Genomic DNA, 21,189 nt, shown 5'->3' on the forward strand with positions numbered 1-21,189 from the left:
GATGCCCCCGCGCAAGGTGCGGTGCGGTGCGCCAACGGGCCCCAGGCTCTGCCCGTTGACGGATTGACAGGTCAGGTGGTTGACAGGTTCGCGCCACAGCGCCACGCTCTGAAGGCGTTCTGAGAGCGCTCTCAGAACCACAGCTTCCCTTCCCCCACCGGCAACAGCCGAACGGAGGCACAGCATGCTCCGCACCATCAGATGTCGGGCCCTGGCCGTGGTGGCCCTGGTCCTCGCCCTGGCGGGCTCCCTGCTCGCCGTGGGCGCGACCGCGCCCGCCCACGCGGCCGTCCCCGCGACGATCCCCCTGAAGATCACCAACAACTCGGCCCGCGGCGAGCAGGTGTACCTGTACAACGTCGGCACCGAACTCTCGACCGGCCGCCAGGGCTGGGCCGACGCGAGCGGCACGTTCCACCCGTGGCCCGCCGGCGGCAACCCGCCGGTCCCCGCCCCCGACGCCGCGATACCGGGTCCGGCCGCGGGTCAGTCGATGACCATCCAGATGCCGAAGTTCTCCGGCCGGGTCTACATGTCCTTCGGCCAGAAGCTCGTGTTCAAGCTGGCCACCGGCGGCCTGGTGCAGCCCGCCGTGCAGAACGCGTCGGACCCCAACCGCGACATCCTCTTCCACTGGGCGGAGTACACGCTCAACGACTCCGGCCTGTGGTTCAACAGCTCCCAGGTCGACATGTTCTCCGTGCCCTACTCGGTCGGCGTGGAGCGCGCCGACGGGAGCACGGCCACGGCGGGCCGGCTCAAGCCCGGCGGGTACAACGGCTTCTTCAACGCCCTCAGGGCGCAGTCCGGCGGCTGGGCCAACCTGGTCCATACCCGTTCCGACGGCACCGTGCTGCGCGCCCTGGCGCCGCTGTACGGCCTGGAGACCGGCGCGCTGTCCGCCTCCGTCATGGACGACTACGTCAACCGCGTCTGGAGCAAGTACGCGACCTCCACGCTGACCGTCACGCCGTTCGCCGACCAGCCGGGCACCAAGTACTACGGCAGGGTCTCCGGTGACGTCATGAACTTCACCAACAGCTCGGGGGCCGTGGTCACCAGCTTCCAGAAGCCCGACGCGGACTCGATCTTCGGCTGCCACAAGCGCCTGGACGCCCCCAACGACCAGGTCCGCGGCCCGATCTCCCGCACACTCTGCGCCGGCTTCAACCGCTCCACCCTCCTCACGAACCCGAACCAGCCCGACACGAGCCCGTCCGGCTTCTACCAGGACGGCGTCACCAACCACTACGCCCGCCACATCCACGCACAGATGGCCGACGGCAAGGCGTACGCCTTCGCCTTCGACGACGTGGGCCACCACGAGTCCCTCGTCCACGACGGCAACCCCCGCCAGGCCTTCCTCACCCTGGACCCGTTCAACTGACCGGGCCCGCGGCATGAGGGCGGGCGGGTGATGTTCGCCCGCCCGACACCTGGACCGTCCGGCGCCATGACACCCCGCGGGGTGGGGCGCCGGGCGGTCCTGTTTCCACGGACGTGCCGGGGCGGCCGTGAGACCGTGACGGACACCGCTCGCATGGTGGATGCGCGCACTCCTACAACGGAAACTATGGTGTCCCGCCACATACGACGCCGACCTGCATGTTCCTACGGTGTGGCGACACGCAAACGTCCCCGCCAAATGCCAGGAAGTGGTGCCGATGTCGTCGCCCTCAAGCGCCCCACCCGCTCCTTCGAACCTCAAGCGCATCGTCGCCGCCAGCCTCATCGGTACCACCATCGAGTGGTACGACTTCTTCCTCTACGGCTCCGCCGCCGCCCTCGTCTTCAACAAACTGTTCTTCCCGGACTCCGACCCGCTCGTCGGCACGCTCCTGTCCTTCCTGACGTACGCGGTCGGATTCGCCGCCCGTCCGCTGGGCGCACTCGTGTTCGGGCACTACGGCGACCGGCTCGGGCGCAAGAAGCTGCTGGTGCTGAGCCTGCTGCTGATGGGCGGGGCGACCTTCGCCATCGGCCTGCTGCCGACCCACGCCACCATCGGGTCCGCCGCGCCCGTGCTGCTGACCGTGCTGCGTCTCGTGCAGGGCTTCGCGCTCGGCGGCGAGTGGGGCGGGGCCGTGCTGCTCGTCTCCGAGCACGGCGACGCGCGGCGGCGCGGCTTCTGGGCCTCGTGGCCGCAGACCGGCGCACCCGCCGGCCAGCTGCTGGCCACCGGCGTGCTGTCGCTGCTGACCGCCGTGCTGTCGGACGCCGCGTTCGAGAGCTGGGGCTGGCGCATCCCGTTCCTGCTGTCCGGCGTACTGGTGATCGTCGGTTTGTGGATTCGTCTGTCCGTCGACGAATCGCCCGTCTTCAAGGAGGCGCTGGCCCAGGCCGAGGCCCGCAAGGCCGAGGTGGACGCGGTCACCGAGAAGATGCCCCTCGTCGCCGTCCTGCGCCACCACTGGCGCGACGTGCTCGTCGCGATGGGCGCGCGCATGGCCGAGAACATCAGCTACTACGTGATCACCGCCTTCATCCTCGTCTACGCCACCACGTCCGCCGGTCTGTCCAAGCAGACCGCGCTGAACGCGGTGCTGATCGCCTCGGCCGTCCACTTCGGAGTCATCCCGCTCTGGGGCGCGCTGTCCGACCGGATCGGCCGCCGGCCGGTCTATCTGATGGGCGCGGTCGGCATCGGCCTGTGGATGTTCCCGTTCTTCGCCCTCATCGACACCGGCGGGTTCGGCGCCCTGCTCCTCGCGGTGACCGTCGGCCTGGTGCTGCACGGTGCGATGTACGCGCCCCAGGCGGCGTTCTTCTCCGAGATGTTCGCGACCCGGATGCGCTACTCCGGTGCCTCGATCGGCGCGCAGTTCGCCTCGGTCGCCGCCGGCGCGCCCGCCCCGCTGATCGCGACCGCGCTGCTCGCGGACTACGACAGCTCCACGCCGATCTCCCTGTACGTGATCGCCGCCGCTCTCCTGACGGTGATCGCCGTACTCGCCGCGAAGGAGACCCGCAACCGCGACCTGTCCGACGTCACGCCCGACGGCGACCGTTCACCGGCGAAGACCCCGGCGGCCGACCCGCACCGGGTCTGACCGAGCCCCGTCCCGGCCCCCGTACGCCCACGCGTACGGGGGTCACTGCTGTCCGGGGGCCGGTGCCGACAGCCGGTGCAGGCGCAGGGCGAGCTGTATCTCCAGGGCACGGGCCGGGCTCTGCCAGTCGTCGCCGAGGAGCCGGCCCACGCGCTCCAGGCGCTGGGCGACCGTGTTGACGTGGACGTGCAGTTCTTCCTTGGTGCGGGCCGGGCTCATGCCGCAGGCGAAGTAGGCGTCGATGGTGCGCAGCAGGTCGGTGCCGCGCCGCTCGTCGTACGCGACGACCTGGCCGATGGTGCGCTCGACGAAGCCCGCGACGTCCCGGTCACCGGCGAGGAGCAGTCCGAGGAACCCGAAGTCCTCGGCGGCGGCACCGTCCCCCGCGCGGCCGAGGAGGCGCAGCGCGTCGAGGCAGCGTCTGGCCTCCGCGTAGCCCGCTGCGACGGCGTCCGGGGCGGCGGCGAGGTCCTCAACGGGGGCCGAGGCTCCGACGGTGACGGCTTCGTGGACGGCCGTGCCGAGGTGGCGGGCGGTGCGGCGGGCGACGTCGGTGGCGGTGTCCCCGGTGCCCAGCGGCAGCAGCAGGACGGTGCCGCCGTCGCGTGCGGCGGCCAGGCCCTGCCGGGTCGCGGCGAGGTGGGAGGCCGCGGCCCACAGGCGACGGCGGGCGTCCGCCTCCTGTTCGGCGTCCTCCGCCGCGCTGTCGAGGCGGGCCGCGAGCACCACGTGCGTGGCGTCGAGGTCGGCACTGAGCCGGGTGGCGCGCTCGCGCAGCAGACGCGGGTCGCGGTCGCGGGCGTCGAGCAGGTCGTCGAGGAGCTCACCGCGGACGCGCTGCTCGGCCTCGGCCGCGGATCTGCGGGCGAGCAGCAGCAGCGAGGTGACCATCGCGGCGCGCTCCAGGGTGCGCTGGTCGACGGGGTCGAGTCCGGGGTGGCCGCGCAGCACGAGCGCGCCGAGCAGTTCACCGCCCGCGGTGACTGCGGCGATCCACGCGTCGCCGTGCCGCACCGCGTGTCCTTCGGCGCGGGAGGCTTCCAGGGCTCCGGCGGGGGTGTCGGCCGCCTCGGTGAACTCGACGGTGCCGTCGAGGACCTGGGAGACGGCGGCGGCCACGTTGTGCACACCGCCGCCGCGCAGGACGAGCTCGGCGAGCCGGTCGTGGACGTCGGAGGCGCGCTCGATGACGGCGCTGCGGTCCTGGATGATCTCGTTGGCCCGCTCCAGGCCGGCGAGGGCGGCGCGGGTCTCGGTCAGCAGGTTCGCCGTGTCGATGGCGGCCGCGGCCAGCGCGGCGAAGGAGCCGAGCAGGGCGATCTGCTCGCGCTCGAAGACACGGGCGCGGCGGTCCGCGGCGAACAGCACGCCGATGACGCTCGACCCGAGCATCAGGGGCACTCCGAGGATCGCGACCAGGCCTTCGTCCCGCACGCCCGCGTCGATGGTGTCGGTGTGCTGGAAGCGGGCGTCCTTGAAGTAGTCGTCGGTGACGTACGGGCGCGCGGTCTGGGCGACGAGTCCGCCGAGGCCCTCGCCCATGCCGAGGCGGAGCTGCTGGAAGCGGGCGGCGACCGAGCCCTCGGTGACGCGCATGTAGGTGTCGCCGCGCCGCGGGTCGTTCAGGCTGAGGTAGGCGACGTCCGTGCCCAGCAGGGAGCGGGCGCGCTGCACGATCGCCTGGAGGACGGCGTCCAGGTCTCTGAGGCCCGCCAGGTCGTGCGCGGTCTCGAAGAGCGCCGACAGCTCGGCCTCCCGTCGGCGCCTTCCCTCCAGCTCGGCGCGGACCCGCAGCGCGAGCAGCTTCGCATGCTCCAGCGCGGCGACCCGCTCGGCCGGGGCACCCTGGGCGCGGGCCAGCAGCACCGGCTGCTCGTAGGCGTCGGCCGCCGCGCCTCTGGCCAGCAGGTCGAGGAACGGCGCCTCGGCCGCGCCGGACGCGGAGGCGGCTCGGCCCGCGGCCGCGGCATCCGCTCCGGCTCCGGCCGCGGCGCCTGTCGCGGTGCCTGCGGCATGGGTGGCCGAGCGCTCCACCGGGGCTTCGGTGCCGGTGGTGGGGCGCTCGGCCGACTGCACGTGATCGCGGGACATGCTCACAGGATTCACCATCGCCCCGTCCGTCCGGCAGGCCTGTGGAAAACTCTCCGGACCGACGAGACGGTCAGTGCGCGGTCCAGCCCCCGTCGAGGACGAGCGAGGCGCCGGTCACGAAGGACGCCGCGGGGCCGCACAGGTACGCCACGGCCTCGGCGACCTCGTCCGGCTCGATGAGCCGCTTGAGGGCGCTGTCCCGCAGCAGCACCTCGGTCAGCACCCGCTCCTCCGGGATGCCGTGCGCCCGGGCCTGGTCGGCGAGCTGCTTCTCGACGAGCGGGGTGCGGACGTAGCCGGGGTTCACGCAGTTGGAGGTGACGCCGTGCGGGGCGCCTTCCAGCGCGGCCGTCTTGGACAGGCCCTCCAGGCCGTGCTTGGCGGACACGTAGGCCGCCTTGAACGGCGAGGCGCGCAGGCCGTGCACGGACGAGATGTTGACGATGCGGCCCCAGCCCTGCCCGTACATGTGCGGCAGCGCGCCGCGGACGAGCCGGAACGGCGCCTCCAGCATGACGGTGAGCACGGTGTGGAAGACGTCGGGCGGGAAGTCCTCGATGGGGCTGACCAGTTGGAGTCCGGCGTTGTTGACGAGGATGTCGGTGCCCGCCGCGGCGTGCTCGGCGGCGTCCAGGTCGGTGAGGTCGAGGACGTGCGGTTCGACGGTGCCCGGCAGGTCGGCGGCCGGTTCGGCGAGCGCCTCCAGACCGGCGGCGTCACGGTCGACCGCTCTGACCTTCGCCCCGGCGGCGGCCAGCCGCAACACGCAGGCGCGGCCGATGCCGCCGGCGGCGCCGGTGACGAGGGCGGTGCGGCCGCCGAGGTCGAGCGAGGGGGCGTGGGGACCCAGGAAGGGACTGGACGCGGTCATGGCTCGACCCTAGGCAGCGGCCCCCCACCGCCCCATGTGCTCACCACCCACACTTCACAGTGAAGTGGTGGGGTCGAACCACGTCGGCGTGTCCGACTGCGCCTGCTTGATCCGGTGCGTTCCGAACTCGTTCAGATCCGGCAGCGCGTCCACGTCGAACCAGCCGACGTCGAGCGACTCGTCGTCGTTGACCCGGGCCTCGCCGCCGACCGCGCGGCAGCGGAAGGTGATGTCCATGTACTGGCAGACGTCGCCGTTCGGGTAGGTGACGGGTTCCAGGGCCTGCACGAGGACGACGCGCTCCGCGACGCAGTGCACGGCCGTCTCCTCGTGGACCTCCCGGACGGCACAGGCCGCCGGCTGCTCGCCCGGCTCAGGGATGCCGCCGATCAGCGACCACTTGCCGTTGTCCGTGCGCCGCCCCAGCAGCACTCTGCCCTCGTCGTCGAAGACGACCGCGGTGACTCCGGGAAGCCACAGCAGTTGCGGGCCGGCCGTTGCGCGCAGGGAGCGGATGAAGTCAGGAGTTGCCATGGGGCGACCCTAACGGCCGGATTCCGCGCCCCCGGACGCGTTCCGGGGGCGTACGGCGGTCGTACGGCTACACGTCACCCGCGCGTCGACCGCGCACGCCGGCGGCGACCGCCCAGCCCAGGCCACCGGCCGCGACCAGCACGAGAGCCATCTCCGGCAGGATGCCCAGCCGGGTGGCGGGCGTCCGCGACGTGCGCAGCGGCACCTCCTGGACCAGCGAGTCGGCGACGAACATGCCGGTCTTCCGCGTGATGGTCCCGTCCGGCATGATGACCGCGCTGACCCCGCTGGTCACCGGCACGGTCACGGTCCTGCTGTGCTCGACGGCGCGGACGCGGGACATGGCGAGCTGCTGGTAGGTCATCTCGCTGCGGCCGAAGGTCGCGTTGTTGCTCGGCACGGAGATCATCTGCGCCCCGCCGGTGACGGTGTCGCGCACGGCCCAGTCGAAGGCGGCCTCGTAGCAGGTGGCGAGTCCCACACGCGTGCCGCCGATGCCGAAGACACCCGGCTCGGCGCCCCGGCTGAAGTCCTGGCGGACCATCGAGGTCCACTCGTCGTTGATCACACCGAGGAGCGAGCGCAGCGGCAGGTACTCGCCGAACGGCTGGATCTGCCGCTTGTCGTAGGTGTCGACGGGGCCCTTCTCCGGCTCCCACAGGATCTGCTCGTTGAGCAGCCTGCCGTCCCTCTCCACGACGCCGCCGACGGAGATGGGCACGCCGATCGACCGGGCGGCACCGTCGATCACGGCACGCGCGTCGGCGTTCGCGAACGGGTCGATGTCGGAGGAGTTCTCGGGCCACAGCACGAAGTCGGGCCTGTCGGCCTTCCCGGCCCGGACCTCGGCGGCCAGGCGTTCCGTCTCGCGCGCGTGGTGGTCGAGTACGGCGCGCCGCTGGGCGTTGAAGTCGAGGCCCGCGCGGGGCACATTGCCCTGGACGACGGCGACGGTCACGGTGCCTGCCTCGGCCGCGTCGCTGACCAGCGGCCGGGCGGCGAGGGCCGCGACGACGGGCACGGCCAGGCCGACCAGGGCCGCCGCCGCGGCACCCCGCCGTACCGCGCGCGTGCGGCGCGTCTCGACGGCGACGCGGACGGCCTCGTACAGGGCGAAGCCGCACAGGACGACCGCGAAGCCGAGCACGGGGGTGCCGCCGAGGGCGGCCAGCGGCAGGAAGAAGCCGTCCGCCTGCCCGAAGGCGATCTTGCCCCAGGGGAAGCCGTTGAACGGCGCACGCGCGCGTGCCGCCTCTCCCGCGATCCACAGCGCCGCGGCCCACACCGGCCAGGCGGGCAGCTTCGCGACCGCGGCGATGCCGGCGCCGACCAGCGCGACGAACACCGCCTCCACGACGACGAGCGCCAGCCAGGGCCCGGGGCCCACCTCGACACCCGTCCACACCAGCAGCGGCAGCAGGAAGCCGAGGCCGAAGAGGTAGCCGAGGCCGAGGCCCGCCTTCCAGCTCCGGCCGCGCAGCAGCCCGCCGAGGACGGCGAAGGCCGGCAGGGCCAGCCACCACAGAGTGCGCGGCGGGAAACTGACGTAGAGCAGCACTCCGGAGAGCACGGCCGCGGCGGACGGCGCGAGACGCGCGAGCCACGGGAGGCGTGCGCCGCGGGACGCGGACGCCGCCTGGGGCCGGAGCCGGTCCGACTCGCCGACGGAGGTTGCGGTGACGGTCACTCGGGGAGTGTACGGCGGTTGACCTGGGCGCCGACAGCGCGGTCCGGGGCGCCGGCCCGCGCCCGTCCCGCCCGCCGCGCCGGTGTTCCGCTCGGACGGCCGGGACGACGAGGCGGCCGGCAGTGCCCGCTCTCCGGGAAGGGCGTTCCGGTCGACCCCGGACCAAGCGATCCCCGCCGTTCCCGCATATCTCGTCCGCAACTCATCCACAAACCGTCCACCAGCGGTTACGGTGACCACGTCCTGGTCCCGGCCCCCGTCGCGGGCGCCCCGGCCCGGACGGTCACGGGGTCGGGGGCGACTTGGTTCGGGGGGCGGGGTGGGGCTCACGGGGACGACGTCCGCGGAGCGGGCGGACGACGGAAGACACGACGTTTCCGCTGTGGTGGGGGCCGGGATCCTCGGGGCCTGCGCCGTCTGGTCGCTGATCACGGCCGCCGCACACGGCGGCCGGCCCGAGGGCGTGCTGCTGGCGGTGCTTGCGGTGGCCGCCGGTTACGCCGCGGGCCGGATCTCCGGTGCGCTACTGCCGGTCGCCGCGCCCTGCGCGTGGGCGCTGGCCGGGGCCGCTCTCACGGTCGCCGTGCCGCATCTCGTGCCGGGGCCGCAGATCGTCGCGCCGCTCGGGCACGCGGGAGGGACCGCCGCCGTGCTGGCCCTGTCGGCGGGCGCCGCGTGCTGCGCGGTCCGGGCCTGCCGGATCCGGGCCGTCCGGATCGCGCTGTGCGTGCCCGCCGTCGGGACCGGTGTGACGGCTGCTTTCCTCGGCTCCACCGCCGGGTCGCTGGCCTGTGGCGCGGTGCTGCTGTGCTCGCTGGCGGCCGGCCGCGTGCGGCACCGTGCGGCGGGCCTCGCGGGGCTGGCGTCGGTGGCGGCCCTGGTGGCCGGGCTGACCTGGGCCGTAGCGGCACGGCGCCTGCCGGGCGGGCTCTCGTCCGCCCTGGACGAGCAGGTGACGCCGCACCGCGTGGGGCTGTGGCAGGACGCGCTCGGCATGGCCGGGCAGGAGCCCGCTCTGGGCGTCGGCCCGGGTCGTTTCGGCGAGCTGAGCGCGACGGCGACCGGCTCGCTGCTGTCCGACGGCAAGCCGCACTCGGCGCCGCTCCAGCAGGCTGCCGAGCAGGGCGTCGTCGGGGTGGCCCTGCTGGCGGCCGCCTTCGGCTGGGTGCTCTACGCGCTCTGGCGCACCCCGCGTCCGACGCCCATCGCGCTCACGGCCGGCGCCGCCCTGACGGTGGTGGCGGCGATCGCGTCGGTCGGCAACGCGCTGAGCTTCACGGCGGTCACGGCGGGCGCCGGAGTGCTGGCGGGCCTGGCCACGGCACGGCCCTTCACCGACGAGCACACCGAGCCCACGGAGAGCACGCATCGACGGCACGACCGGCTGGCCGGGTGAAACGCCCCGCGGCGCGCGTGGCCTCAGTGGGCCGTCCCGGGGCGCGTGGCCTCAGTGGGCCGACCCGGGTGTCCTCGGCCGGAGCCGGTCCCGGATGACGCGTACGGCCGCCTCGGCGTCGTCGACGGTGACGGTGAACGTGTGCCCGTCCCACAGGCGCAGGACGATGCCCTCACCACGGCGTACGACGACGGCCGTGCCCTGGTGGGGTCGCCAGCGGTATCCCCAGCCGCCCCAGTGACGCGGCGTGACGTGCGGGGCGAAGTCGGCTCCCACGACGTGGGAGAGCGGGATGCGGCGGCGCGGCAGGCCGATGTGGCCGCAGCGCACTTCGAGGGAGTCCTCGTCGACGCGCAGCGCCACGTGCACGAAGGCGAGGGTGCCGAAGAGGACGAGCAGACCGGCCGCGATGCAGCCGACGACCGCCATGACCAGCGGGGCGATGCCGTTGGTCCACGCGGAGTCCACGGCGAGGGCGATGCCGAGGGCCATGCAGGCGGCGCCGGCGACGGCCGCCAGCCACTGGGCCCGGTTGGTGGCGCGTCCCGTCCACACGTCGGGGCGGCTGCCCGCGCCGTGGCCCTTGTCGTGGAGGTGGTCCCTCATGGCTCCGAGGTTACTCAGGATTCGCCGCGCGGGAATCCGGCATGCTCCGAACGCCCGTCACCCCGTCGGCGCCACGGTCCGCAGCATCCGCCCCTCCGCGTAGGTCAGCGCGGCGGCGGGCAGCGGGCCCTCGCGTCCGCTGAGCAGCACCGTCAGCGTGCCGGAGGCGGCGGCTCGCGGCGCCGCCTGTTCGCCGATGCGGCGCAGCACCTGGGCGGCGACCGCCCCGGCGGACCCGAGCAGGACGAGCGGTGGGAGGCCGGGGCGCTGGACGGCGGTCCGGATGCGCTCGGCGACGAGTTCGTAGTGGGTGCAGCCCAGGACGACGGTCGTCACGTCGTCCGGTGTCAGTTCCGCGGCGGCGGCCACGGCGGCGTCGATGGCCGCCTCGTCCGCGTGCTCGACGGCCTCGGCGAGCCCCCAGCAGGGCACCTCGGTGACGCTCACGCCGTCGGCGAAGTCCCGGATGAGGCCCTTCTGGTAGGGGCTGCCGGTGGTGGCGGGGGTGGCCCAGATGGCGACGGGTCCGCCGCTCGCGGCGGCCGGCTTGATCGCGGGGACGGTGCCGACGACCGGGATGCCCGGTTCCAGCCGGGCGCGCAGCGCGGTCAGGGCGTGCACGGTGGCGGTGTTGCAGCCGACGACGAGGGCGTCGGGGCGGTGCGCGGCGGCGGCCTCGGCGACGGCGAGCGCGCGCTCGGTGAGGTCCTGCGGGGTCCTCGGTCCCCAGGGCATGCCGTCGGGGTCGAGGGAGAGGACGAGATCGGCGTCGGGGCGGAGACGCCGTACCGCGGCGGTGGCCGCGAGCAGACCGATTCCGGAGTCCATGAGCGCGATCTTCACCCGGCCACGATAGACGATGAGCCGTCCGCGGCCCGTGCCGTGGGGCAGACTGCGGGCGTGAGCGCCATCGCGTGGACCGCCGCCGGATCACTCGCCGCCTGGCTGTGGCTGCTGCTCTGCCAGGGCTTCTTCTGGCGCACGGACGTGCGGCTTCCGCCGCGCCGGGAGCCGCACGCGTGGCCGTCGGTGTGCGTGGTCGTCCCCGCGCGCGACGAGGCGGCGGTGCTGCCCGCGAGCCTGCCGACGCTGCTCGGCCAGGACTATCCGGGCCGGGCGGAGGTCTTCCTCGTCGACGACGGCAGCACGGACGGCACCGGGGAGCTGGCGCGGGAGCTGTCCCGTCGGCACGGGGGTCTGCCGCTCACCGTGGGCTCGCCGGGCGAACCGCCGGCGGGCTGGACCGGCAAGCTGTGGGCGGTGCGGCACGGCATCGCGCTGGCACGCGCGCGTGCGCCCGAGTACCTGCTGCTGACGGACGCCGACATCGCGCACGCGCCGGACAGTCTGCGGGAGCTGGTGGCGGCGGCCGGCACGGGCGGTTTCGACGTGGTCTCGCAGATGGCCCGGCTGCGGGTGGAGAGCGTCTGGGAGCGGTTCGTCGTGCCGGCGTTCGTCTACTTCTTCGCGCAGCTGTATCCGTTCCGGCGCATCGGGAGGACGGGGCGCGGGGCGAAGGCGACGCGGACGGCCGCGGCGGCGGGGGGCTGTGTGCTGCTGCGCACCGGGGCCGCCGAGCGGGCGCGGATCCCGGACGCCATCCGGCACGCCGTCATCGACGACGTGGCGCTCGCGCGGGCGGTGAAGAACAGCGGTGGCCGCGTCTGGCTGGGGCTTGCGGACCGTGTGGAGAGCGTGCGCCCGTACCCGGCGCTGCGCGATCTGTGGCGGATGGTGTCGCGCAGCGCGTACGCGCAACTGCGGCACAGTCCGCTGCTGCTGGCCGGTACGGTCGCCGGGCTCGCGCTGGTGTACCTGGTGCCGCCGGTGGCGGTGACCGCCGGCGCCGTCACGGGGGACGGGACGGCGGCGCTGTGCGGGGCGCTCGCGTGGCTCGTGATGGCAGGGACGTACATGCCGATGCTCCGCTACTACCGGCAGCCCCTGTGGCTCGCTCCCCTGCTGCCGTTCACGGCGTTCCTGTACCTGCTGATGACGGTCGACTCCGCGGTGCTGCACCACCGGGGGCGCGGCGCGGCCTGGAAGGGCCGCACCTACGCGCGTCCGGACGCCGTGCCCGACGAGGGCTGAGCGCGCGCCGGGTCACTTGCGGCCCGGTGTCCAGTTCATGCCCCAGCCGTAGGCGTAGTCGACGGTGCGCTGCGGGCTGACGCCGCGCTCGGGCACGAGGAAGCGGGACTCGCGCTGGACGACGAGGTCGCCGCCGTTGTTGGTGATCAGGGCGAGGGCGCAGACCGGCGAGGGGACCGTGCACTCGTCGAGCGAGAAGTCGATCGCGGCGCCGTGCTGCGGCTGGAGGGTGACCGTGGCGTTGAGGTCGGCGAAGGAGCGGGCGCCCTCGTAGATGGTCACGAAGACGAGGATCCGCCGGAAGTCGTTCTTGTGGTCGAGGTTGACGGTGAGGTTCTCGCCGGTGGCGACGGCGCCGGTGCGGTCGTCGCCGTCGAGGTGGATGTACGGCGGCTGGTGCAGGGAGCCGAAGGCGTTGCCGAGGGCCTGGACGACGCCCTTGCGGCCGTCGCTGAGCTCGAACAGGGCGCACAGGTCGAGGTCGAGGTCGTCGTGCATGGCGACGGCGCGGCCCAGTTTGCTCGCCCAGCCGGAGAACTGCTTGCGCACCTGCCAGTTGAGGTTGACGCGCAGGTGCCCCGAGGTTCCGCCCTGCTTGGTCAGGGACACCGAGGGGGCTGCCTTGGTGAGCGTGACCTTGGTCAGCCGGACCGGCGCGGCGGCCGGCGGTGCCGTGGGCGGCGGGGGCGCGGCCACGGGCGGGGCGGCCGGGGGTGCGACGGTGACGGACGGGGCGGGCGGCGCGGGCGTCGGCACCGGGGGCGCGGCCTGCTGCGGCTCGTCCACGGAGATGCCGTAGTCCGTGGCCAGGCCCTCGAGCCCGCTGCCGTAGCCCTGGCCGACGGCGCGGAACTTCCAGGCGCCCTGGCGGCGGTAGAACTCGCCCAGCACGAAGGCCGTTTCGACGCTCGCGCCCGTGCTGTCGAAGCGGGCCGCGACGGTCCCCTGCGCGGCGTCGCGGACCTCGACGTACAGGTCGGGGACCTGGCCGAAGGAGCCGCCGTCCGTGGAGGCCGCCAGGATCACGGTCTCGATCGCGGGCTCCACGCGCGCGAGGTCGACGAGGAGGGTGTCGGTGACCCGGCCGCCCGCGTTCTGCTTGCCCTCGTGGCGGATCGCGCCGGAGGAGTGCACGGGCTGGTTGTAGAAGACGAAGTCGCCGTCGGAGCGGACCTTTCCGCCGACGAGCAGCAGCGCGGAGGCGTCCGCGTCGGGCACGCCCGGCCCGGAACGCCACCCCACCTCCACCCGCAGTGCCGCGGTCGGCACCGGCGTGTTTGATCCTTTCGACATTGACATGTCCGCCCCCATCACGTGTCACCGCGCCGGCCGGTTCCGGCTGCTCTTCTCGATGTCTGCCCGCACAACCTATTCCACGTTCCCGGGCTGTCACGAGGAACCACGATGAGCGGGGGAAAGACAGCTGTCCAACCGCCGGTAACCCGCCCGGAACTCGGCCTTTACACGATCAAGGACCGATTCGCTGCCCCTTTTTGCCAACTTCGCTTGCATTGGGGATCCCGCGTCACGCCGGGCACGGAAAACAACCCTCTTATCGGTCTCCCCAACCAGCACATCGTGGGCTTAACTTATGTGCCATGACCTCCCCCCGCTCCACTTATGGCGGCGGCTACTACTCCGCCTCCTTCCCGGACACTCCGATCTACGACTCGCTCGTGGCCGAGCGGGGCACCCCGCAGATCGCGCCGATCCGGGTCCCCGCCGCCTACGACATGCCGGGCAGCCAGCTGCCCGCGCTGCCCTCGGCGCTGCCCGCCCTCCCGGCGGCCCCGTCCCAGCCCTCCTACGGCTACCCGCAGGCACCGCAGCCGGCCCCGCTGCAGCAGGCGCCCGCCGCCTACATCCCGCAGCAGGCCACCGCGCCCCGCGGCTACCCTGGCCCGCATCCGCACGCGCAGCAGCCGCGGCCCGCGGCGCCCACCGGTTACGAGGCGATGCGCCCGGCGGCGCCCCGGCCCGCTCCGGCCCCGGCTCCCTACCAGGACCCGTACAACAACCAGCAGTACCGCGGTTACTGAGACGTTCCCCGGGCTGTCGGTGCCGGCTGGCACGATGGCCCCATGGGGAACGCTCAGTTGCAGTCGATACACATCCACCCGGTCAAGGCGTTCCGGGGCGTCTCGCCCCGGCAGGCCGGCGTGGAGCCCTGGGGACTGGCCGGGGACCGGCGCTGGATGCTGGTCGACGACGGGGGAAGGGTCGTCACCCAGCGCCAGCAGCCGCGCCTCGCGACGGCCGCCGCCGAGCCGTTGCCCGGCGGCGGCGTCCGGCTGTCCGCGCCGGGCACGGAGCCGCTGACGGTCGCCGTTCCGCGTCCGGTCGGCGCGGTGCGGGTGGAGATCTTCCGGGACAAGGTCGAGGCGGTCCCGGCCGAGGACGCCGCGGTGCACGCGTGGTGCAGCGCGTTCCTCGGCGCCGACGTGACCCTGGTGCACATGGCCGACCCCGGCGCGTGCCGGCCCGTCGACCCGCGGTTCGCGCTGCCCGGTGAGACCGTCTCGTTCGCCGACGGCTATCCGCTGCTGGTCACCACGACCGCCTCCCTCGACGCCCTCAACTCCCTGATCGCGCAGGGCCGGCACGCGCACGAGGGCCCGCTGCCCATGAACCGCTTCCGGCCCAACGTGGTCGTGAGCGGCACCGACGCCTGGGCCGAGGACGGCTGGTCGCGCGTCTCCATCGGCGAGGTCGACTTCCGCGTCGCCAAGATGAGCGGGCGCTGCGTCGTGACCACCACCGACCAGAACACGGCCGAGCGCGGCAAGGAGCCGCTGCACACCCTCGGCAGACACCGCCACATCGACGGCAGGCTCGCCTTCGGACAGAACCTGGTGCCCCTGTCCGCCGGCACGATCAGGGTGGGCGACCCGGTCCGCGTCGTCGGCTGAGGCGGGTGCGCCCGGCGCGGCGACCGGGTGCGTGGGGCCGGGAACACGGGCCGGACCAGGCACGTTTGGCGTTGTGTGAGGAGTTCGTGAGGACTCCGGTCCCGGCGCGTGCGGGGGTGACGTCGCTCTCCTTTCGCCCGGGTCCCGGACGAGCGGCTCAGCCGGGGGTTATCACGGAGCGGGGAAGGGGGTGCGGACCATGCGCGCGATCACCGGACTCTGGCGCTGGCGGCACAATCCGCTGTGCCGCGCGACCGACCTGGCCGAGGCCTGGCTCGCTCTGCTCGCCCTGCTGCTCGTCGTGTTCGCGGCACCCTCGGCCGGCGCGCTGGTGGGCGGCGCGGCCGGGGACGCCCTGCAGCGTTCCGTGCGCGAGCAGCACGAGACCCGGCACCTGATCAGGGCCTCCGTGATACGCAGGCTCGACGGGACCCTCCTGGACACCGACTCGGAGACGAGTTCGGGACGGGACCTGCGCAGCCGTGTCCTCGCCCGGTGGACCGCCCCGGACGGCGGCACGCACCGCGGCACGGTCCTGGCCGGACTCAAGGACCCGCGCCCGGGCGACCGCTTCACGATGTGGACCGACCGTCAGGGCCGCGTGGTGGCCCGGCCGCTCGACTCCGCCACGGCGTCGACGCACGCGGTCCTCGCCGGGTTCGGCGCCGCGCTGCTGACCGCCGGACTGGTCGAGGCCGGGCGGCGGCTGATCGTGTGGCGCATGACCCTGCGGAGATACGCGCGTTGGGACCAGGCATGGGACCGGGCGGGCCCGGACTGGGGCAGGACCGGCACCGGCAGCTGACGGCTTCCGCCTCCGGTCAACCCACCGCCTGCGCACACGCTACGGTGGACCGGCCGAACCGATCGGCGATACCCGCGTACGACGAGGTGGGGGCACAGCAGCGCCATGGCACAGGGCACGGTCCAGGTGACGCACACCGGCACATCGCGGTGGCGGCGCCGCACGGGTGAGTACACGACGCTCGCCGCCGCCCTGGAGGCCGCGACGGACGGTGACGTGCTCACCGTCGCTCCCGGCACCTACCGGGAGAACCTCGTCGTCCAGCGGGCGGTGACCCTGCGCGGCCCGGAGGGCTCCCCCGGTTCGGTCCGGATCGCGCCGAGCGAGGGCGTGCCGCTGACGGTGCGGGCCTCGGCGGTGATCCAGGACCTGCACGTGGAGGGACAGGACGCGGCGGCGCCCGCGCTGCTCGTGGAGGAGGGCACCCCGGAACTGCTGGACGTCCGGGTCGTGACCCGGTCGGCTGCGGGCATCGAGGTGCGCGGCAGCGCCCGGCCCACGGTGCGGCGCTGCACGGTCGACAATCCGGCGGGCATCGGCATCGCCGTACTGGACGGCGGCGGCGGGGTGTTCGAGGAGTGCGAGGTCGTCGCGGCCGGCCAGGCCGGCGTCGCGGTGCGCGGCGGCGCCCATCCGCGCCTCGACCGCTGCCGCGTGCACCACGCCTCGGGCTCGGGCCTGACGGCGACCGGTGAGAACTCCGCGCTGGAAGCGGTGGGTTGCGAGGTCTACGAGGTGCGGGGCAGCGGCGTCCAGGTCACCGGCCGGGCCACCGCCCACCTCACCGACTGCGACGTGCACCGCACCACCGGGGACGGTGTCACGCTCGACACCGACGCCGTGCTGACGCTGGCGGACTGCCGCATCCACGACATCCCGGAGAACGCGGTCGACCTGCGGTCCCGCTCCGTCCTGACGCTGACGCGCACCACCGTGCGGCAGTTCGGCCGCAACGGCCTGTCGGTGTGGGACCCGGGCACGCGCGTGGACGCCAACCAGTGCGAGATCTTCGACAGCACCGGCGACTACCCGGCGGTGTGGGTCAGCGACGGCGCGACGGCCGTGCTGGACTCCTGCCGGGTGCACGACGTGCCGGACGCGCTGTTCGTCCTCGACCGCGGCTCCCGCGCGGACGTCGTCGACAGCGACCTCACGCAGGTGCGCAACACGGCGGTGTCGGTGAGCGACGGCGCGACGGCGCAGCTCGACGACTGCCGCATCCGCGACGCCGCCACGGGCGCGTGGTTCCGCGACCACGGCAGCGGCGGCACGCTCAACAACTGCTCGCTGACCGGCACGCAGACCGGCGTGATCGTCACCAAGGGCGCCGACCCGACCATCGAGCGCTGCACCGTCGACTCCCCCTCGGAGGCGGGGTTCTACGTCTCGGCGGGCGGCCGGGGCAGCTTCCTGGGCTGCCGGGTGACGGGCAGCGGCGGTTACGGCTTCCATGTGATCGACGGCTGCCGCACAACGCTGAAGAAGTGCCGTACGGAGCGCTGCGCGCGCGGGGGTTACGAGTTCGCGGACGGCGGGACCGACGCCGCCGGTGCCGGCCCGGTCGTGGAGGACTGCACCAGCGACGAGAGCGGCGGGCTGAAGCCGCCCGCGGCGCGGGAGACGGCCGTGCAGACCTCGGCGCCCTCCACCGGCCTGCTCGGCGCGATCCCCGGTCAGCGCACCACCGAGCAGGAGGCCCTCGTCGCGGCCGCGCAACCCGAGGAGCGGCCGGCGCGGTCCGCGAAGGACGTGATGGGTGAACTGGACGCGCTGGTGGGCCTGGAGAGCGTCAAGCGCGAGGTGCGGGCCCTCACCGACATGATCGAGGTGGGCCGGCGCCGGCAGCAGGCGGGCCTGAAGGCGGCGTCCGTCAAACGGCACCTGGTCTTCACGGGCTCCCCCGGCACCGGCAAGACGACGGTGGCCCGGCTGTACGGCGAGATCCTCGCCTCCCTCGGCGTGCTGGAGAAGGGCCACCTCGTGGAGGTGTCCCGGGTCGACCTGGTCGGCGAGCACATCGGCTCCACGGCGATCCGCACCCAGGAGGCCTTCGAGAAAGCGCGCGGCGGCGTGCTGTTCATCGACGAGGCGTACGCGCTGTCCCCGGAGGACTCGGGCCGCGACTTCGGGCGGGAGGCCATAGACACGCTCGTGAAGCTGATGGAGGACCACCGCGACGCCGTCGTGGTCATCGTCGCCGGGTACACGGCCGAGATGGAGCGGTTCCTGTCGGTCAACCCGGGTGTGGCGTCCCGCTTCTCACGCACCATCACCTTCGGCGACTACGGCCCGGACGAGTTGCTGCGGATCGTCGAGCAGCAGGCCGAGGAGCACGAGTACCGGCTCGCGCCGGGCGCCGCGGAGGCCCTGCTGAAGTACTTCACGGCGCTCCCGAAGGGCCCGGCGTTCGGCAACGGCCGTACCGCGCGGCAGACGTTCGAGGCGATGGTGGAGCGGCACGCGAGCCGGGTCGCCCAGGTGGCCGACCCCAGCACGGACGATCTGACCCTGCTCTACGCCGAGGACCTGCCCGAGTTGCTCTGAGGCTCCCCCTCCGGCCCGGGCCCGGCCCCCTCCCGCGTCGCGTGACGGGGTGCGGGCACGTCCGGGCGCAGCCGGGCCAGCAGCCGCCGGCGTTCCTCGGCGAACGCCGGGTCGGCCTGGTAGTCGGAGTGGCCGAGGATCGGCGCGGGCAGCGGGTGCAGGTCGGTACGGCCGAGCGCGAGGGGGTCCTTGAGGGCCTCGCGGTCCACCTCGGGGTCACCGTGGTCGTCGCACAGCCGGACGGGGCCGCCGATGGGGTCGGTGACCCGGTACAGGTTGCGCCAGCAGTCCACCTCCCGGTGCAGCGACCGGAGCGCCTCAGGGCCGAAGTGGGCGGGGAACCACCTGCCGTACAGCCGCTCCAGCGGTGAGCCGTAGGTCAGCAGCGCGACGCGCCTGCGGGCGGACGGAGCGAGCTGCCAGGCGGCCGCGGCGGCGAGGACGCTGCCCTGCGAGTGGCCGGAGATGACGAGGCGGCCGCCGGTGACGCGGGTCCAGGTCGCGATCCGCCAGGTCAGGTCGGGCACGGCGCGCTCGGCGTAGCAGGGCGGCGCGAAGGGGTGGGCGGCGCGCGGCCAGAAGGTGCCGACGTCCCACAGGATGCCGATGGTGCGCCGCGCGGAGGGGTCCTTGTAGGCGCGTCGGCCCCAGGTGACGAACAGTATGAAGCCGAAGCCGATGAGCCAGGAGCCCAGTGCCTCGGCGGTCTGGGCGGCGCCGTGCACGAACGCGTACGAGCCGCTCGCCGCCTCGCCGGGTGTCCGGTCGGTGGTGAGGGCGCCGACGAGGGCGCCCGCGCCGAGCAGCAGGGTCGCCGCCGAGGTGACGGCGACGATGAGGGGTGCGCGGTCGGTGAGCCGGGCCATGGCGCGCACGGTGGCGATGCGGCGGGTGCGGGCCGGGTCGCGGACCTCGTGCGGGTGGTCGCGTTCCACGGCGGCGCGTTCGGCGCGGGCGCGCAGCCAGGTGCGCCGGGCGAGTTCGGCGCACAGCACCAGCAGCAGTACGAGCAGCGGCGGGATCGCGGAGGCCTGCCAGGTCAGCATGACGGGCGGGCCGGGGATGGAGGCGCCGGTGCCGTCCAGCCAGTCGGCGACGCGCTGGGCCACGCCGCCGGACATGACGCCGCCGAGGGCGCAGGCCAGCATGGCGACGGCGGGCCCGCCGAGGCCGCGCATCGCGGCGCGCGGGTCGGGCCGGGTGCGGTGCAGCAGGTGGGCGACGACCGCGAGGGCGATCACCAGCAGGCCCTGGCCGAGAGCGATGCCGCCGAAGGTCGCGTCGCCGGGCAGCCGGCCGGAGGACTCCCAGCCGGGGCGCTCCCAGGCGGCGTAGACCAGGGCGAGCAGGAGCAGGGCGAGGGCGCCGAGCGGGAGGCCCCGTACGACGTTCCGGTCGAGGCCGGAGTCCAGGCGCCGTTCGCTGCGGCCCCGGCGGCACACCACCCACAGCACGACCGCGCCGCCGGCGACGAGTGCCGCCTCCAGCAGTCGTCCGGCCGTGTCGAGGAGCGCGGAGCCGCCGGACTCGCGGTCGAAGCGGGCGGCGGAGGTGCCGACGGCGGCGGCGACGGTGAGCAGGGCGGCGGCGGTGTGGGCGGCGCGCAGCCGGGCGACCAGGCGGCGGCCGTACCAGAATCCGGGCCGGCCGAGCGCGGTGGGCACGGAGTCGGCGAGGTCCTCCTCGGAGTCGGCGGCGCGGGCCATCGGCTGCTGGGACTCGTACTCGCTCCAGGTGCGCCGGGACAGGTACCAGAGCAGGCCGGTGAGGGCGGTGGGCACGAGGGCGGCGAGCGCGAGGCGGCGTCCGGGCATGCTCCACCAGCCGCCGTCGGAGGCCTCGGGCGACAGGAAGCCGAGCCAGGAGTGCCGTTCGGCGCAGGCGGTGGTGCCCGCGCACTGCCAGGCCGTCAGGTCGAGGGCGACCTCGCAGGCGGCGGCCACGAGCAGCACGGTGAGGGACAGTCCGGCGAGCCGCACCAGCAGTCCGTACAGGCGCACGGTGCGGCCGCGGCCGCGGGTGTTCGGGCGCATCCAGTGGGCGAGGTTCGCCACCATGAACGGCAGCAGCAGCAGCCACAGGGCGCGGGAGCCGTTGCCGGAGGTGAGGTTGCACCAGACGTAGGCCTCGGGCACCGGGCCGTCGCGGCGGGTGTCGGTGGCGGGGTCGTTCTCGGCGTCGACGTCGTCGGCGCGCCGGAAGACGGCGGCGGTGTCGTCGCCGGTGATCCGCACGGTGCGCGGATCGTTGAGCATCTCGCCGGGTGTCGTCCCGCCCACTCCGTGGACGAGGAGTTCCAGAGCGGCTCCCGCGGGCCGCTGTGCCGGGCTTTCGGTGTCGCCCGTCGTCGCGCGTTCCTGCGCACGTTCCACTGTTGGCACTTCCCCCGTGACGCGCCGTCGGCTGTCTGTGTGCGGGATCAGGATCTCCCGTTCCGGGCGGGTGCGCACCCCTCGACACCGAATCTCCCCGATCCGTGCGGCAGGTGTGACCCTTCCGATGCCAACGTGACATGCGCACATCGCACCCGTCGGTGACGCGGCGTGTGCGGGGGCGTGCGAGGATGGGACGTCCGCGCACCGGGACCGGTAAGAATGTCCTTGTC

The 21,189-nt window shown here is 74.0% G+C and carries 16 protein-coding genes; 8 read left to right on the top strand and 8 right to left on the bottom strand.

The features are described from left to right. The first annotated feature begins 184 nt into the window (after nucleotides 1–184). Together ACZ7D7_RS29180 and ACZ7D7_RS29185 are read left to right on the top strand one after the other, a co-directional pair. Nucleotides 185–1,387 carry a glycoside hydrolase family 64 protein gene (locus ACZ7D7_RS29180; protein ID WP_470828148.1) on the top strand — a complete coding sequence of 401 codons (1,203 nt, stop codon included), beginning with the start codon at nucleotides 185–187 and terminating at the stop codon, nucleotides 1,385–1,387. A 277-nt stretch (nucleotides 1,388–1,664) separates the two neighbouring features. After that, nucleotides 1,665–3,050 (top strand): MFS transporter, encoded by a 1,386-nt coding sequence (locus ACZ7D7_RS29185; protein WP_470828149.1) that lies wholly within the window; start codon nucleotides 1,665–1,667, stop codon nucleotides 3,048–3,050. 42 nt (nucleotides 3,051–3,092) lie between these two features. On the opposite strand, the gene ACZ7D7_RS29190 is transcribed toward ACZ7D7_RS29185, so the two are convergent. The 4 genes from ACZ7D7_RS29190 to lnt form a co-directional block, all read right to left on the bottom strand. After that, entirely contained in the window at nucleotides 3,093–5,141 is a 2,049-nt protein-coding gene (locus ACZ7D7_RS29190) for a helix-turn-helix domain-containing protein (protein ID WP_470828150.1), read from the bottom strand. Between the two features lie 70 nt (nucleotides 5,142–5,211). After that, on the bottom strand, nucleotides 5,212–6,012 hold the full coding sequence (locus ACZ7D7_RS29195; RefSeq protein ID WP_470828152.1) for a 3-hydroxybutyrate dehydrogenase: 801 nt from the start codon (nucleotides 6,010–6,012) through the stop codon (nucleotides 5,212–5,214). Between the two features lie 54 nt (nucleotides 6,013–6,066). Continuing rightward, complete coding sequence (locus ACZ7D7_RS29200) at nucleotides 6,067–6,546, bottom strand: NUDIX hydrolase (RefSeq protein ID WP_470828154.1); 480 nt, start codon at nucleotides 6,544–6,546, stop codon at nucleotides 6,067–6,069. Nucleotides 6,547–6,613: 67 nt separating this feature from the next. After that, a complete protein-coding gene (gene lnt, locus ACZ7D7_RS29205) occupies nucleotides 6,614–8,233 on the bottom strand; it encodes an apolipoprotein N-acyltransferase (protein WP_470828155.1) in 1,620 nt (539 codons plus the stop codon). A gap of 385 nt (nucleotides 8,234–8,618) precedes the next feature. On the opposite strand from lnt, the gene ACZ7D7_RS29210 reads away from it, so the two are divergent. Then, a complete protein-coding gene (locus ACZ7D7_RS29210; RefSeq protein ID WP_470828206.1) occupies nucleotides 8,619–9,629 on the top strand; it encodes an O-antigen ligase family protein in 1,011 nt (336 codons plus the stop codon). A gap of 51 nt (nucleotides 9,630–9,680) precedes the next feature. Here the strand turns inward: ACZ7D7_RS29210 and ACZ7D7_RS29215 are convergent, their stop codons facing one another. After that, nucleotides 9,681–10,235, bottom strand: a complete 555-nt coding sequence (locus tag ACZ7D7_RS29215; protein WP_470828156.1) for a hypothetical protein — start codon at nucleotides 10,233–10,235, stop codon at nucleotides 9,681–9,683. A 57-nt stretch (nucleotides 10,236–10,292) separates the two neighbouring features. Next, nucleotides 10,293–11,078, bottom strand: coding sequence for a glutamate racemase (locus tag ACZ7D7_RS29220; RefSeq protein ID WP_470828157.1), 786 nt, complete (start codon nucleotides 11,076–11,078; stop codon nucleotides 10,293–10,295). Between the two features lie 39 nt (nucleotides 11,079–11,117). Here ACZ7D7_RS29220 and ACZ7D7_RS29225 point away from each other — a divergent pair, with 39 nt between their 5' ends. After that, on the top strand, nucleotides 11,118–12,326 hold the full coding sequence (locus ACZ7D7_RS29225; protein WP_470828158.1) for a glycosyltransferase: 1,209 nt from the start codon (nucleotides 11,118–11,120) through the stop codon (nucleotides 12,324–12,326). Between the two features lie 12 nt (nucleotides 12,327–12,338). Here the strand turns inward: ACZ7D7_RS29225 and ACZ7D7_RS29230 are convergent, their stop codons facing one another. Beyond that, on the bottom strand, nucleotides 12,339–13,619 hold the full coding sequence (locus ACZ7D7_RS29230; RefSeq protein ID WP_470828159.1) for a TerD family protein: 1,281 nt from the start codon (nucleotides 13,617–13,619) through the stop codon (nucleotides 12,339–12,341). A 305-nt stretch (nucleotides 13,620–13,924) separates the two neighbouring features. Here ACZ7D7_RS29230 and ACZ7D7_RS29235 point away from each other — a divergent pair, with 305 nt between their 5' ends. The 4 genes from ACZ7D7_RS29235 (at nucleotide 13,925) to ACZ7D7_RS29250 (ending at nucleotide 18,584) form a co-directional block, all read left to right on the top strand. After that, nucleotides 13,925–14,365 carry a DUF6643 family protein gene (locus tag ACZ7D7_RS29235; protein WP_470828160.1) on the top strand — a complete coding sequence of 147 codons (441 nt, stop codon included), beginning with the start codon at nucleotides 13,925–13,927 and terminating at the stop codon, nucleotides 14,363–14,365. A 42-nt stretch (nucleotides 14,366–14,407) separates the two neighbouring features. After that, nucleotides 14,408–15,235, top strand: coding sequence for an MOSC domain-containing protein (locus ACZ7D7_RS29240; protein WP_470828161.1), 828 nt, complete (start codon nucleotides 14,408–14,410; stop codon nucleotides 15,233–15,235). Between the two features lie 199 nt (nucleotides 15,236–15,434). Further along, nucleotides 15,435–16,040, top strand: coding sequence for an Rv1733c family protein (locus ACZ7D7_RS29245; RefSeq protein WP_470828162.1), 606 nt, complete (start codon nucleotides 15,435–15,437; stop codon nucleotides 16,038–16,040). A 105-nt stretch (nucleotides 16,041–16,145) separates the two neighbouring features. Further along, a complete protein-coding gene (locus tag ACZ7D7_RS29250; protein WP_470828164.1) occupies nucleotides 16,146–18,584 on the top strand; it encodes a right-handed parallel beta-helix repeat-containing protein in 2,439 nt (812 codons plus the stop codon). Here the strand turns inward: ACZ7D7_RS29250 and ACZ7D7_RS29255 are convergent. Further along, nucleotides 18,554–20,956: a hypothetical protein gene (locus ACZ7D7_RS29255; RefSeq protein WP_470828165.1), complete on the bottom strand. Its 2,403-nt coding sequence runs from the start codon at nucleotides 20,954–20,956 to the stop codon at nucleotides 18,554–18,556. The two genes, ACZ7D7_RS29250 and ACZ7D7_RS29255, sit on opposite strands and share 31 nt — an antisense overlap. Nucleotides 20,957–21,189: the final 233 nt, after the last annotated feature.

The sequence above is a fragment of the Streptomyces sp. NPDC037054 genome (genome assembly GCF_055606745.1).

What these genes read in the sequence shown, in the direction of transcription:
- ACZ7D7_RS29180 (WP_470828148.1), top strand. Translation starts at nt 185, where the DNA reads ATGCTCCGCACCATCAGATGTCGGGCCCTGGCCGTGGTGGCCCTGGTC.
- ACZ7D7_RS29185 (WP_470828149.1), top strand. Translation starts at nt 1,665, where the DNA reads ATGTCGTCGCCCTCAAGCGCCCCACCCGCTCCTTCGAACCTCAAGCGC.
- ACZ7D7_RS29190 (WP_470828150.1), bottom strand. Translation starts at nt 5,141, where the DNA reads ATGTCCCGCGATCACGTGCAGTCGGCCGAGCGCCCCACCACCGGCACC.
- ACZ7D7_RS29195 (WP_470828152.1), bottom strand. Translation starts at nt 6,012, where the DNA reads ATGACCGCGTCCAGTCCCTTCCTGGGTCCCCACGCCCCCTCGCTCGAC.
- ACZ7D7_RS29200 (WP_470828154.1), bottom strand. Translation starts at nt 6,546, where the DNA reads ATGGCAACTCCTGACTTCATCCGCTCCCTGCGCGCAACGGCCGGCCCG.
- ACZ7D7_RS29215 (WP_470828156.1), bottom strand. Translation starts at nt 10,235, where the DNA reads ATGAGGGACCACCTCCACGACAAGGGCCACGGCGCGGGCAGCCGCCCC.
- ACZ7D7_RS29230 (WP_470828159.1), bottom strand. Translation starts at nt 13,619, where the DNA reads ATGTCGAAAGGATCAAACACGCCGGTGCCGACCGCGGCACTGCGGGTG.
- ACZ7D7_RS29235 (WP_470828160.1), top strand. Translation starts at nt 13,925, where the DNA reads ATGACCTCCCCCCGCTCCACTTATGGCGGCGGCTACTACTCCGCCTCC.
- ACZ7D7_RS29240 (WP_470828161.1), top strand. Translation starts at nt 14,408, where the DNA reads ATGGGGAACGCTCAGTTGCAGTCGATACACATCCACCCGGTCAAGGCG.
- ACZ7D7_RS29245 (WP_470828162.1), top strand. Translation starts at nt 15,435, where the DNA reads ATGCGCGCGATCACCGGACTCTGGCGCTGGCGGCACAATCCGCTGTGC.
- ACZ7D7_RS29250 (WP_470828164.1), top strand. Translation starts at nt 16,146, where the DNA reads ATGGCACAGGGCACGGTCCAGGTGACGCACACCGGCACATCGCGGTGG.